Raw genomic sequence first — 13,249 nt, 5'->3', positions numbered from 1 at the left:
GCCGGCAGGCCGGGCGGGCCGCGCACCGCGTGCCCGGCCCCGGGCCGCCGGCCCGGAGAACCGGTCGGGGATGGATCTGACTTTCGTCGGGGTAGGTGGCTGTCGTTGGCGTGATGCCCGGCCGGCCCGGCCTCCCTACCGTTTCCGGCGTGCGCAAATCCCTGATCCTCCCGGTGGCGGTGGCCGCCGGCCTGCTGTCCCTGTCCACCCCGGTCGCGGCGAGCGCCGCCGCGCCGGACACCACCCCGCCACCGATGTCGGCCGTGCGGCCCAGCGGTTTGGACCCGGAGCTGTTGAACCGCATGCTGGACGAGGTCGCGGCGGCCGGGGCGCCGGCCGTGCTCGCCGAGGCCAGGGTGGGCGAGCAGACCTGGTCGGGCGCGCGCGGCGCGCGCAGCCCGGGTTCGCCCGTCCAGACCAGGCCCACCGACCGGGTGCGGGTCGCCAGCCTGACCAAGAGCATGGTGGCCACCGTGCTGCTCCAACTGGTGCGGGAGGGCAGGGTGGGGCTGGACGACCCGATCGCGCGGCACCTGCCCGGCCTGCTGCCCTACCCGGAGACCATCACCGTCCGGCAGTTGCTCGGCCACACCAGCGGTATCTCCGAGTACATCCTCGACGACCTCTACCCGTCGGTGAACGCCGGCTCCGCCGAGGACGTGCGCACCAACCGGTACCGCGCCTACACCCCTCGGCAGCTCGTCGCGATGGCCACCAGCCGACCGCTGCTGTTCGCGCCCGGCACGGGTTTCAGCTACTCCAACGCGAACTACGTGATCATCGGCCTGCTCATCGAGAAGCTGACCGGCCACAGCGCCGAGTCCGAGGTGACCAACCGGGTGCTCCGGCCGGTGGGCATGCACGACTCGTACATGCCGCACTCGCTCCCGTTCATCCTGGGTCCGCACCCCAGCGGCAACTACGCGACCGGTGACCCGAACGACCCGCTGGTGGACTCCACCGACCTGTCCCCCACCCAGTTCTTCACGGCCGGCGCGGTGATCTCCACGCCGCACGACATCAACAACTTCTACCGCGCGATGTTCGACGGAACCCTGCTGTCGCCGGAGCTGCTGGCCGAGGCCAGGCACTTCAACGACGTGTGGCAGGGCATGTACGGGCTGGGCGTGCTGGGGCTGCCCCTGCCGGACGACTGCGCGGCCGTGCCCGGCCACGTGGTCTACGGCCACACCGGCGGCGGGCTCGGGTACACCACCTACTCGTTCAGCTCCCCGGACGCCAGCCGCCAGATCACCTTCACCTACACGCTGGACTCCACTTTGGACCCGAAGACCGCGGCGAAGCTGGGCGCCGCGGCCAACCGGCTGGGCGTGGCCGCCCTGTGCTCGACCGATCCGGCGGCCTGATCCGTCCACAGCAGACGGCCGCCGGGCACCTCACCGAGCCGCGTCCACCCGGCTGGCCTCGGCCCGGGCCGAGGACCGCGGCTCGGCGGTGTCCCGGGCGTCCCGGGCCGGGGCGCGGTACTGGAGGTGGCCGGCCCACGCCGCGGCCAGCAGCCCGAGTGCACCGAGGCCGGCGCCGACCCAGGCCACGGACGCGAAGCCGAGACCGGCGCTGATCGCCATGCCGCCCAGCATCGGCGCGAGCGTGTTGCCGACGTTGAACGCGGCGGTGTTGACCGCGCCCACCAGGGTCGGCGCGTCCGGTGCGAGCACGAACACCCGGGACTGCAACACGGGGTTGGTGACGTAGCCGGCCACGCCGAGCAGGAAGATCAGCACGACGGCGATGACCGGGTGCGGCGCGGTGACCGCGAGCAGCGCGGAGGCGAGCACCAGCAGGCCCAGGCCCACCACCAGGGTGCGGATCGGGTAGGTGCCACCCAGGCGCCCGCCCGCGGTCATGCCGAGCAGCCCGCCGACGCCGAACAGCGCCAGCACGGCCGGCACCCAGGCCGCCGGCAGCCCGCTCACCTCGGTCAGCAGGGACGCCAGGTAGCTGAAGGTGACGATGACCGCGCCGAAGGCGAACGCGGTGACCGCGTAGGACAGCCACAGCTGCGGACGGGCCATGCCGCGCAGTTCCGCCCGGACCGTGCGCGCGTCCTCCCGGCCGGGCGCGCCGTCCCGGCGGGCCGGGCCGGCCGGGACCACGACCAGCGCGCCGACCGCGCTCACCGCGGTGAGCAGGGCGACGGCCCAGAACGCCGCCCGCCAGCCGGCGGACTGGCTCAGCACCGTGCCGGCCGGCACGCCCACGATGGTGGCGAGGGTGAGTCCGCTGGCCACCAGGGCGACGGTCCTGGCCCTGGCCTCGGCCGGCACCAGGCTCACGGCGGTGGCCACGGCCACGCCCCAGAACCCGGCGTAGGCCACCGCGCTGATCACCCTGGTGGCGAACAGCATCGGGTAGCCGGTGGCCAGCGCGCCGAGCACGTGCGCGCCGACGAAGACCACCTGCAGCGCGACCAGGGTGGTGCGTCGCGGCCAACTCAGGGTGACCACGGCCAGCACCGGCGCGCCGATCACCATGCCGACGGCGAAGGCCGAGACGAGCAGGCCGGCGTCCGGGATGGACACGTGCAGGTCGGCGGCCAGGTCCGGCAGCAGGCCGGAGAGCATGAACTCCGAGGTCCCCTGGGTGAAGATGCCCAGCGCGAGAACGTACACGGCGAGTGGCACGGGTGGCCCTTCCAGTGGTTCCGGTGCGTGTGTCGGTACCGGCCCGCCACGGTGTTGACGGGTCGGGGTGCGTGGAGCAGACCTGGGGCGCCTCGGTCGGACCCGACGCTAACACGTTATGAAGCACACGCTTCAAAACTCGTCCGGTGACCCGCCGCACACCCCGCACCCGCCGCCCGCCTCGGTTCTGGGCGATCGCTCCAAAACCGGACTACCGTGGGGGCTGTGGCGAGGCCGAGGAAGTTCGACGAGACCAGCGTGTTGGACGCGGCGCTGGACGCGTTCTGGCGCCGAGGCTACGAGGCGACCTCGACCCGGGACCTCAGTGATCGCACCGGAATCGGGCCGTCCAGCCTCTACAACACCTTCGGCGACAAGCGCCAGCTCTACCTGCGGGCGCTGCGCAAGTACCGCGAGACCGGCACCACCGAGCAGGTCGCGCTGCTGCGCCGGCCCGGGCCGGCCAAGGAGCGGCTGCGCGCACTGATGGTCGCGGCGATCGACCTCGACCTCGGTGGCACCGACGGCCCCGTCGGGTGCTTCGCGATCAACGCGGCCATGGAGACGGCCAGCTCCGACCCGGACGTCCGCGCCGAGGTGCGCCGGCAGTTCGCCGAGGTGGAGCAGGCCCTGCGGGAGACCGTGGCGCGGGGCCAGCGCGACGGCGAGATCGACCCCACCCGGGACGCGGCCGTGCTGGCCCGCCAGGTGCTGAGCACCTACTACGGGCTGCGGGTGCTGGGCCGCGTCGAGGCGGACCGCGACACCCTGCTCGCCGTGGTCGACAGCACCCTTGAGGGCCTCTGACCAGCGACTCTCACCGGGTCCTGGCGTAGACGCCGGCCTTGGCGGCGGCCACGGCGGCGTGCGCGGCCCGGTCCGCGCTGGCCTCGTCCAGCGGCTGCTGACTGGCCAGCAGCCGGTAGTACAGCGGCGCGGACACCGCGCGCACCACCTCGTCGGGATCGGTGTCCTCGGGCAGTTCACCCCGCTGGATCGCCTGCTCGACGCAGACCGCCCACTCCCGCACCCGCACCTGGTAGAAGCGCCGCAACGCCTCGGCGGTCCGCTCGTCGCAGCTGGCGGCGGCGATCACCGCGCGGAACAGGGTGCCCTGGCGCGGGTCGGCCAGGGTGCGGCGCACCAGCCGGGCGTTGGCCAGCAGGTCCTCGGTGAGCGAGCCGGTGTCGGCGCGCGGCAGTGACTGCTCGGCCATGTCCACCAGCAGGTCGGCCACGAGTGCGGTGGCGCTGCCCCAGCGGCGGTAGACCGTGGTCTTGCCGACGCCGGCGCGCTGCGCGACCGCACCCAGGTCCAGCCCGTCGAACCCCTGTTCCACCAGGGCGTCCTCGGTCGCACGCAGCACCGCGGCGCGCACCCGCGCGGTGCGCCCACCGGGCCGGACAGTCCCCACCTCAGCGCCCTTCGACGTCATAACGGGTCTCCAGTTCCCTTAACAACCAGTCGCGTGCTAGTGTCCCAGCCGCACTTAACGGAACTGTAGACCCATTAACTGGTTCTTGGAGTCACCATGACCGCGACCAGCCCGCGCCGCACCACCGCCCTGGCCACCCTCACCGCGCTCGCGCTCACCGCGCCCCTCACCGCGTGCGCGACCGACCCGGCCGCCGCCAACTCGGCGTCCGCCCAGCAGCAGAACGCCCAGGAGCAGAACGCCCAGCAGCAGACCGAGCAGGCGTGGACAACGGCCTGGTCGGTCCCGATGCAGCGGCCCAGCATCGGCTTCGAGCCGAACTGGTCCGAGCAGGGGTTCAGCGACCAGACCGTCCGCCAGGTCGTGCGGGTCACCACCGCCGGCAGCGCGGTCCGCGTGCGACTGTCCAACCGCTACGGCAGCTCACCGCTGGAGGTCGGCGCGGCCAGCCTGGCCCGCACCACCCAGGGCGCGGCCGTGGCAGCCGACAGCGTGCGCCGGCTGACCTTCAACGGTGCCGAGTCCGCGGCCGTCCCCGCCGGCGGCGAACTGATCAGCGACCCCGTCGACCTGCCGGTCCAACCGCTGGCCTCGCTGACCACCACGCTCTACCTGCCGCACACCACCGGCCCGGCCACCACCCACCTGCAGGGCTACGCCACCAGCTACCGCGCCGCCGGCGACCACAGCACCGACCCGGACCCGGCCGCGTTCACCGACACCACCCACTCCTGGTACTACCTCAGCGGCATCGAGGTGCTCGACCCGAACGCGTCCCAGCACGCCGCCACCCGGGACACGATCGTGGCCCTCGGTGACTCCATCACCGACGGCTTCGGCTCCACCAACGACGCGAACAGCCGCTACCCCGACCACCTGGCCAACCGCCTGGTCGCGGCGGGCACCCCGCGCCCGGTGCTCAACGCCGGCATCGGCGGCGGCATGGTGCTGTCCGACTCGGCGTGGTTCGGCGACAGCGCCCGCACCAGGCTGGACCGCGACGTGCTGGCCAACCCCCGGGTGCGCACCATGATCGTGCTGGCCGGCCTGAACGACATCGGCTTCAGCGAGGTGGACGTGCCCACCTTCAAGCCCAACCCGAACCGCTCGGTGGACGAGCTGATCGCCGGACACCGCGAGCTGATCCGCCGCGCCCACGAGCACGGCGTCCGCGTCATCGGCGCCACCCTGCTCCCGCTGCGCGGCGCCGACTACTACACGGCCACCGCCCAGGCCAAGATCGACCAGCTCAACCAGTGGATCCGCACCTCGGGCGAGTACGACGCGGTGGTGGACTTCAACGCCGCCCTGGCCGACCCCGCCGACCCGACCCGGATCAACCCGGCCTACGACAGCGGCGACCACAAGCACCCCAACGACGCCGGCTACCGCCTGATGGCCGACACCATCGACCTGTCCACCCTGTGAGCCGAGGCAGTCCGGTCAGCCGCGCTGCTCGGCCAGCACGGCGAGGTACTGCGGGTTGTACATGAGTCCGAGAACGTTGCCGAACGGGTCGATCACCGAGGCCGTGACAAAGCCCCCGCCGCGCTCGGTGATCGGCTCGTGCGCCACCGCCCCCAGGGCCAGCGCCGCGTCGACTGCCGCGGCCAGGTCGTCAACGTGCCAGCTGAGGACCACACCGCCCGGCCCGGTGGGCGTGCCCGGGGGTGCGAAGCGGCGGTCGGTGATGCCCAGTTCCACCTGGTGGTCACCGATGCGGAACTCCACGTAGGCGGGTCGGCCGTCCGGCCCGCCGCGCTCGAAGTAGGGGGCGGTCCCCAGCAGCCTGGTGTACCACTCCTTGGCGGCGGTCACGTCGTCCGCCCAGTACCCGGCGTGGGCCATTCCTCGCAGCATGACGTCCTCCGGTTCGCTCTCACGATGCTCACGGGGCTGGTTCGCCCCTCGGGACAGCACGCTATGCCGCATTCCGGCCACTTCCTGACCTCAATTGCCGGCCGCCCGCGGGTGCCCCTCCGTCACCCGCCGGTCGGCTCCGGTGGCGGCCGGTGGGCCACTCGGGGGTTGACAACAGCTGTCCAGGCCTTTGTCGTGAATTCGCGCTGACGTTTTTCTCCGGTGTCGTGGCGGAGCGCGAGTGAGCGCGGTGACGCTGCGTGGCACCAAACGGGATACCGATCAGCACTGCCTCCGTTGTTGCCTGCGGAGTAGGAATTGGCCGCCCCCGGTCCACTGCGGACGGCGGGAATACGCACGGTCAGCACACCCGCCACGATGCGACACCGTCCGTGGCGGCGGTAATCGATCCGCCCCGGGCCCGCACGCCGTTGTCGCAGGTCATCGCGGTCAGCACGGGCCCGAGCGGGAGCCGGCGGGCAAAACCCGGGGTAGCCGGGCAAGTGCTGAGACGATTCCGCACACCGTCGTGGTGATCACAATTCCGCTGACGCAGACGGCACGACACGCTACTCCCGGTGCGCCGAATCAAACCGGTCCGCGGCAACACGACTTCGGTCATCCGGGCACGGCGCAGTATTGCCGGATTAACCGGCAACTAGTGGGGGTATCGTAGGCGAGTGATCGACTTCGGCAAACACCACCTCGACACGTTAGGTGACGCGGCTATCCCGGTGGAAACGCTGCTGGACCGGTTCGACCCGCACCGCTCCCGGCACGGCGTCTCTCCGCTGGACAGCCCCGCCGCCGACCCGCCCACCGAGCTGCTCTTCCCCATCACCGACCTCTAGCCACCCCGACCGCCAGCCACCAGCCTGCTTGTCCCACCGGCACCCGGATGTGACGATCGGGCGGGTCGCGAGGGTTCGGACCACGGGAGGGGCTGTGGCGCGGGAACGGGCCGGCCAGGTGTTGGCCGCCAATCTCCGGGTGCTGCGCGCGCGGCAGGGCCTGTCCCTGTCCGAGCTGGCCCGCCGGTCCGGCATCGCCAAGGGCACGCTGTCCCAGTTGGAGTCGGGCAGCGGTAACCCCACCATCGAAACCGTGTTCAGTTTGTCGAACGCCCTGGACGTGCCGGTGTCCACCTTGCTCACCGAGCGCACCGATCCCGACGTCGTGCTGGTCCGCTCCGCCGGCCTGGAGGTGCTCAGCAGCAACGCGGTCGACCTGCGCATGCTGCGCCGGCTGGACCTCACCGAGACCGTGTTCGAGGTCTACGACCAGCGGGTCCGGCCAGGCGAGGTGCAGCACTCGGCCGGCCACCCCGGCATCGAGCACATCGTGGTGACCTCCGGCCAGCTCAGGGTGGGTCCACCGGACTCGCCGCACCAGCTCGGGCCGGGCGACTACCTGTGCTTCCCAGCGCGCCGGCCGCACATCTACGAAACCGTCGGCGGCCCGGTCACCTCGGTGCTGCTGCTGCAGTACCCGGCTGACGCCGGACCGCCGGTGCTGGCCGGCTCCTGCGGCGTCCCGGTGAACCAGGCGGCCGAGCAGGACAGCGGGGTTGACGGGGCACCACCACCCGCTTAACGTGCCGATCGTTCATTTCGTTGAACGAGTTGAACGAAATGAGGATGGCGTGGCAGCACATCCGGACGTGGTGGTGGTCGGCGCGGGCGTGGTGGGCGCGGCCTGCGCCGAGGCGCTGACCGCGGCCGGGTTGCGCGTCACCGTGCTGGACCGGGGCGCGCCGGCCAGCGGCACCACCGCGGCCGGTGAGGGCAACGTGCTGGTCTCCGACAAGGAACCCGGTCCGGAACTCGTGCTGGCCCAGCACTCGCTGCGCCGCTGGCGGGTGCTGCTGCCCGCGCTGCGCGAGGAACTCGGCCCCGAGTTGGCCGAGGTGGAGTGGGACGCCAAGGGCGGCCTGGTGGTCGCCACCACCGCGGCCGGCGCCGGCTCGCTCACCGCGTTCGCCGCCGCCCAGCGGCAGGCCGGCGTGCGGGCCGAGCAGCTCGCCCCGGACCGCGTCGGTGAACTCGAACCGCTGCTGACGCCCGGGATCACCGCCGCCGTGCACTACCCGGAGGACGCCCAGCTGCACCCGGTGCTCGCCGCCACCACCCTGCTGGCCGCGGTGCGCGCACGCGGTGGGGCGGTGCGGGCCGGGGTGGCCGCGCTGGGCCTGCGGCGCGCCGCCGGCGGGGCGGTCAGCGCGGTCGTCACCAGCGCCGGTGACCTGCCCACCGCCGCGGTGGTCAACGCGTGCGGCCCGTGGGCTGGCGCGTTCGCCACGGCGGCCGGCGCGCCGATCACCGTGCTGCCCCGGCGCGGCGTGGTGCTGGTGACCGGTCCGCTGCCGCCGGGCACGGTGCGGCACAAGGTCTACGACGCCGACTACGTGGGCGCGGTGGCCAGCGGCGACGCCGACCTGCAGACATCCGCCGTGGTCGAGTCGACCAGGGCCGGCACCGTGCTGGTCGGGTCCAGCCGGCAGCGGGTCGGGTTCGACGACACCATCCGGGTCGCGGTGCTGCGGGAACTGGCCCGCAAGGCGGTGGCCCTGTTCCCCGTGCTGGCCGACGTGCCGGTGCAGCGCGCCTACGGCGGGTTCCGCCCGTACGCGCCGGACCACCTACCGGTGATCGGCCCCGACCCCCGGGTCGCCGGGCTGTGGCACGTGACCGGGCACGAGGGCGCCGGCATCGGCCTGGCCGCGGCCACCGGCCAGTTGCTGGCCGAACTGCTCACCGGCGCCGAACCGCACGTGGACCCGACCCCGTTCCGGGTGGACCGCCCGGCGGTGCTCACCGGGGCGGAGGTGCGGGCGTGACGCCGGAAGCCGACCACCGGGGGCGGCCAGGGCCGAGCACCGGGGACGCCGGCGCGCCGCAGGTGACCGTGGACGGGGTGGCCGTGACCGCGCGCACCGGGCAGACCGTGGCCGGCCTGCTGGTCAGCGCCGGCCGCACCAGTTGGCGCAGCACCCGGGGCGGTGGCCGGCCGCGCGGGCTGTTCTGCGGCATCGGCGTGTGCTTCGACTGCCTGGTGGAGGTGAACGGCGTGCCGGACGTGCGGGCCTGCCAGCGGCTGGTGGCCGACGGCGACGACATCCGCACCGCGCCCCGCCCCCGCCCGGCCGCACCAGGTGGTCCGGCCGGCGACGGCACGCGGACCGGGGAGGCGTGATGGCACGACTCATCGCGGTGGTGGGCGCCGGGCCGGCGGGGATGGCGGCCGCGCTGGCGGCGGCCGACGCCGGGGCCGAGGTGGTGCTGGTCGACGCGGCGCCCCGGGTCGGCGGGCAGTACCACCGGCAGCCGCCGCCCGGCCTGGCCGACCAGCACGCCGGTCCCGGGTTCGCCCGGCTGGAGGCCGAGCTGGCCGGCCACCCGCGGGTCCGGCACCTGGCCGAGACCGTGGTGTGGGCGCTGGAACCCCGGCCGGGCGGGCACCGGCTGCACCTGCGCACCGGCCCGGCCGACAGTCCACATCGGACAGCTCGGGTGCTGGACCCGGCCGCGTTGGTGCTGGCCACCGGCGCGCACGACCGGGCCCTGCCGTTTCCCGGCTGGGACCTGCCCGGGGTGGTCACCGCGGGCGCGGCCCAGGCACTGGCCAAGGGCCAGCGGGTGGCGGTGGGCCGGCGGGTGCTGCTGGCCGGCACCGGCCCGTTCCTGTTCCCGGTGGCCCAGTCCCTGATCGAGGTGGGCGCGCACCTGGTGGGCGTGCTGGAGGCCAACCGGGTGGGCGCCACCGCGGCCGGCTGGCTGGCCCGGCCCGCCGCCCTGCTCGCCGGCCGGGCCAAGCTGCCGGAGCTGGCCGGCTACCTGGGCCTGCTCGCCCGGCACCGGATCGCCTACCGGACCGGCCACGCGGTCCTCGCCGCGCACGGCACCGATCGCGTCGAGGCGGTGACCACGGCCCGGCTGACCCGGGACTGGCGGGTGGTGCCGGGCAGTGCGCGGCGGATCGCGGTGGACGCGGTGTGCGTGGGCTTCGGCTTCACGCCGCAGCTGGAGCTGGCCGTGGCCGCCGGTTGCGACCTCGACGCCACGGGCACGTGCGTCCGGGTGGACATCGCCCAGGCCACGTCAACGCCCGGGGTGTTCGCGGCCGGCGAGCTGACCGGCGTCGGCGGGGCCGACCTGGCCGCGGCCGAGGGTCGGGTGGCCGGTGCGTCCGCCGCCCGCCACCTGGGGCTGGCCGTGCCGGTGCCGCGGGCCGCGCTGCGCCAGGTCCGGGCCGGCCGCGGGTTCGCCGCCGCCCTGGCCGGGGCCTACCCGGTGCGGCCCGGCTGGCGGTCCTGGCTGACCGAGGACACCCTGGTCTGCCGCTGCGAGGAGGTCAGCTACGGCGCGCTGTGCCAGGCGGTGCGGCAGCGGGCCGCACTGGGCGGGCGGGTGCTCAGGCTGACCAGCCGCGTCGGCCTCGGCCCGTGCCAGGGCCGGATCTGCGGCCGCAACGCCGCCGAACTGGCCGAGGCCCTGCTGTGCCGGGCCGACCAGCGCCCGCCGCTCACCCCGGCCGCCTCGGCCCGCCGGCCGATCGCCGCGCCGATCCGGCTGGGCGAGCTGGCCACCACCCCGACCGAACCGAGCGAGCACGGATTTGCGAGCACGGATCCGACGGACAGGAGTGAGGCATGACGCAGCAGCCGGAGCGGCTGGGCGGGGTCATCGTGGCCACCGCCCTGCCCTATGCCGAGGACCCGACCGCGCCCGCCGGGCTGCGCGTCGACCTGGACCGCTACGCCGAGCACTGCCGGTGGCTGGTGGACAGCGGGTGCCGGGGCGTCGGGCCGAACGGGTCGCTGGGTGAGTACTCGTCGCTGACCGACGACGAGCGCCGGGCCGTGGCCCGCACCGCGATCGACGCGGTCGGCGCGGACGGGATCGTGGTGGTCGGCGTGCACGCGCCCGGCGCGCACCTGGCCAGGCACTGGGCGGAACTGGCCGCCGAGGACGGCGCGCACGGCCTGCTCTGCCTGCCGCCGACCATGTACCGGGCCAACGCCGGCGAGGTGGTGCACCACTTCGAGCAGGTGGCCAGCGTGGGCCTGCCGGTGATGGTCTACAACAACCCGATCGACACCAAGGTGGACCTCACCCCCGAACTGCTCGCCGAGATCGCCCAGATCGACAACGTGGTCGCGGTCAAGGAGTTCTCCGGGGACGTGCGCCGGGTGCTGGCGATCCGCGAGCGCGCGCCCGGGCTGAACGTGGTGGCCGGCGCGGACGACGTGACCGTCGAGGCGCTGCTGATGGGCGCGACCGGCTGGTTCGCCGGGTTCCCCAACGTGTTCCCGGCCGAGTCGGTGCGGCTCTACGAGCTGGCCCTGGCCGGCCGGCTGGCCGAGGCGCGGGAGCTGTACGAGCCGCTGGTCGCCGCGTTCCGCTGGGACTCGCGCACCGAGTTCGTGCAGGCCATCAAGTACGGCATGGACCTGGTCGGCCGGTACGGCGGCCCGTGCCGGCCGCCGCGCGGGCCGCTGCCCGAGCACCAGCGGGCCCAGCTGGACGCGGACGTGCGCCGGGCCGTCGACTACCTGCGCGCCCACCCGGTGGCCGCCTGACATGCGCGCCAGCAGGTACTTCAGCGCGGTCGACTCGCACACCGAGGGCATGCCCACCCGGGTGGTCACCGGTGGGGTCGGGGTGATCCCCGGCGCGACCATGGCGCAGCGGCGCACGCACTTCATGGCGCACCTGGACCACCTCAGGCACCTGCTGATGAACGAGCCGCGCGGGCACTCGGCCATGAGCGGCGCGATCCTGCAGCCGCCGACCCGGCCGGACGCGGACTGGGGCGTGCTCTACATCGAGGTGTCCGGCTGCCTGCCGATGTGCGGGCACGGCACCATCGGCGTGGCCACGGTGCTGGTGGAGACCGGCATGGTCGAGGTGGTCGAGCCGGTCACCCGGGTGCGGCTGGACACGCCGGCCGGGCTGGTGGTGGCCGAGGTGGCCGTGGCCGACGGGCACGCCAAGCACGTGACCATCCAGAACGTGCCGGCCTACACCGACGAGTTGGACGCGGTGGTGGACGTGCCCGGCCTGGGCGAGGTGCGCTACGACATGGCCTTCGGCGGCAACTTCTACGCGATCCTGCCGCTGGACCAGTTGGGCATTCCCTTCGACCGCAGGGAGAAGGACCGCATCCTCGCCGCCGGTCTGTCCATCATGGACGCCATCAACGCGCGGCGCCGGCCGGTGCACGCGACCGACCCGGACATCGCCGGCTGCAAGCACGTGCAGTTCACCGCGCCGGGCACTCGGGAAACCGGCAGCCACTCGCGCAACGCCATGACCATCCACCCCGGCTGGTTCGACCGGTCGCCGTGCGGCACCGGCACGTGCGCGCGGATGGCCGCCCTGCACACGCGCGGCGAACTCGCCCTGGGCGAGGACTTCGTCAACGAGTCGTTCATCGGCACCCGGTTCACCGGCCGGCTGGTCGAGGCCACCACCGTGGGCGACCGGCCGGCCGTGGTGCCGACGGTGACGGGCCGGGCGTGGATCACCGGCATGGGCCAGTACCTGCTCGACCCGACCGACCCGTTCCCCACGGGTTTCGTGCTCTGAGCGGGTTTCGGCCTGGGTGTTCGCGCGGTGTGGGCTGTTCACCTGACACACCTCGCGACCGGATTCCGCGATGCTGCACGGCATGACGACACCAGTGGACCCGGCCGACACCGTGCGCGCGCACGCCACCATCGACCAGCGCACCGGCCGGGTCATCGGCCCGCCCCGCCACCCGCTGCCCGCCCCGGACGACGAACTCCCGATCCTGCGGCCACCCCACGAGATCAGACCGGCGCCGACCGACCGGTTCCCGATCACCACCGACCCGCCGGGCGACATCCGGCCGATCTCCCCCGGCTCGGACGAGCTGGTCCCACCGATCACCATCACCGGCCGGCTGCCCGTGGACGGCCCGCCACCCGTCCGCCAGCCGGCCGCGCCCGGCGGCGCTGGTGCTGGCTCCGGCACCGGTTTCCACGTAGACCCTGGCCAGCTGCGGGCGGTCAGCGGGCACGCCACCCGGATCGGTGACGACATCGCGGACACCGTGAGCCGGTTCGCCGGCTCGCTCACCGCGTCCGGCCAGCACGCGGGCTGGGCGCTCGGCGGCGCGCTGGAGCGCTGCACGGGGGCGTGGGAACGGCACCTCGGCGACACCGCGCGGCGGGTGCGCGCCGTGGGCGGCGGGCTCGCCGAGACGGTCGCGCACTACTCCGATGTGGACAGTGGAAATGGCTTGCGGTTCAAGGCAATCCGCAGCCAGAACGGGCAGGGGTGAGCGG

At 73.9% G+C, this 13,249-nt stretch carries 14 protein-coding genes; 11 read left to right on the top strand and 3 right to left on the bottom strand.

Annotated features, from left to right (window positions below; genetic code table 11):
- The first annotated feature begins 149 nt into the window (after positions 1-149).
- Positions 150-1,367 carry a serine hydrolase domain-containing protein gene (locus LX83_RS06855; RefSeq protein WP_253768251.1) on the top strand — a complete coding sequence of 406 codons (1,218 nt, stop codon included), beginning with the start codon at positions 150-152 and terminating at the stop codon, positions 1,365-1,367.
- 30 nt (positions 1,368-1,397) lie between these two features.
- Here the strand turns inward: LX83_RS06855 and LX83_RS06850 are convergent, their stop codons facing one another.
- A complete protein-coding gene (locus LX83_RS06850; RefSeq protein ID WP_253768249.1) occupies positions 1,398-2,645 on the bottom strand; it encodes a Cmx/CmrA family chloramphenicol efflux MFS transporter in 1,248 nt (415 codons plus the stop codon).
- 225 nt (positions 2,646-2,870) lie between these two features.
- Between LX83_RS06850 and LX83_RS06845 the strand changes: the two genes are divergently transcribed.
- On the top strand, positions 2,871-3,452 hold the full coding sequence (locus tag LX83_RS06845) for a TetR/AcrR family transcriptional regulator (protein ID WP_253768246.1): 582 nt from the start codon (positions 2,871-2,873) through the stop codon (positions 3,450-3,452).
- A gap of 10 nt (positions 3,453-3,462) precedes the next feature.
- Here the strand turns inward: LX83_RS06845 and LX83_RS06840 are convergent, their stop codons facing one another.
- The gene (locus tag LX83_RS06840; protein WP_253768244.1) at positions 3,463-4,080 is read right to left on the bottom strand and encodes a TetR/AcrR family transcriptional regulator; all 618 of its coding nucleotides are present in this window, start codon (positions 4,078-4,080) and stop codon (positions 3,463-3,465) included.
- 96 nt (positions 4,081-4,176) lie between these two features.
- Between LX83_RS06840 and LX83_RS06835 the strand changes: the two genes are divergently transcribed.
- The gene (locus LX83_RS06835) at positions 4,177-5,508 is read left to right on the top strand and encodes an SGNH/GDSL hydrolase family protein (protein WP_253768242.1); all 1,332 of its coding nucleotides are present in this window, start codon (positions 4,177-4,179) and stop codon (positions 5,506-5,508) included.
- A 15-nt stretch (positions 5,509-5,523) separates the two neighbouring features.
- Here LX83_RS06835 and LX83_RS06830 read toward each other — a convergent pair whose 3' ends face one another.
- On the bottom strand, positions 5,524-5,940 hold the full coding sequence (locus tag LX83_RS06830) for a VOC family protein (protein WP_253768240.1): 417 nt from the start codon (positions 5,938-5,940) through the stop codon (positions 5,524-5,526).
- Positions 5,941-6,620: 680 nt separating this feature from the next.
- Between LX83_RS06830 and LX83_RS06825 the strand changes: the two genes are divergently transcribed.
- From LX83_RS06825 to LX83_RS06790, 8 genes are all read left to right on the top strand, one after another.
- The gene (locus tag LX83_RS06825; RefSeq protein ID WP_253768238.1) at positions 6,621-6,791 is read left to right on the top strand and encodes a hypothetical protein; all 171 of its coding nucleotides are present in this window, start codon (positions 6,621-6,623) and stop codon (positions 6,789-6,791) included.
- Between the two features lie 94 nt (positions 6,792-6,885).
- A complete protein-coding gene (locus tag LX83_RS06820) occupies positions 6,886-7,533 on the top strand; it encodes a helix-turn-helix domain-containing protein (protein ID WP_253768236.1) in 648 nt (215 codons plus the stop codon).
- 49 nt (positions 7,534-7,582) lie between these two features.
- A complete protein-coding gene (locus LX83_RS06815) occupies positions 7,583-8,776 on the top strand; it encodes an NAD(P)/FAD-dependent oxidoreductase (RefSeq protein ID WP_253768234.1) in 1,194 nt (397 codons plus the stop codon).
- Between the two features lie 62 nt (positions 8,777-8,838).
- Complete coding sequence (locus LX83_RS06810) at positions 8,839-9,132, top strand: (2Fe-2S)-binding protein (protein WP_253769108.1); 294 nt, start codon at positions 8,839-8,841, stop codon at positions 9,130-9,132.
- A complete protein-coding gene (locus tag LX83_RS06805) occupies positions 9,132-10,592 on the top strand; it encodes an NAD(P)/FAD-dependent oxidoreductase (RefSeq protein WP_253768232.1) in 1,461 nt (486 codons plus the stop codon). Before LX83_RS06810 ends, LX83_RS06805 begins: the two co-directional genes overlap by 1 nt.
- Complete coding sequence (locus LX83_RS06800; protein WP_253768230.1) at positions 10,589-11,518, top strand: dihydrodipicolinate synthase family protein; 930 nt, start codon at positions 10,589-10,591, stop codon at positions 11,516-11,518. Before LX83_RS06805 ends, LX83_RS06800 begins: the two co-directional genes overlap by 4 nt.
- Position 11,519: 1 nt before the next feature.
- Positions 11,520-12,527 carry a proline racemase family protein gene (locus LX83_RS06795; protein ID WP_253768228.1) on the top strand — a complete coding sequence of 336 codons (1,008 nt, stop codon included), beginning with the start codon at positions 11,520-11,522 and terminating at the stop codon, positions 12,525-12,527.
- 82 nt (positions 12,528-12,609) lie between these two features.
- Complete coding sequence (locus tag LX83_RS06790) at positions 12,610-13,245, top strand: WXG100 family type VII secretion target (RefSeq protein WP_253768227.1); 636 nt, start codon at positions 12,610-12,612, stop codon at positions 13,243-13,245.
- The last annotated feature ends 4 nt before the right edge of the window (positions 13,246-13,249 follow it).

It is taken from the genome of Goodfellowiella coeruleoviolacea (genome assembly GCF_024171785.1).
Taxonomy (GTDB): domain Bacteria; phylum Actinomycetota; class Actinomycetes; order Mycobacteriales; family Pseudonocardiaceae; genus Goodfellowiella; species Goodfellowiella coeruleoviolacea.
This window is presented reverse-complemented; position numbering and strand designations above follow the sequence as displayed.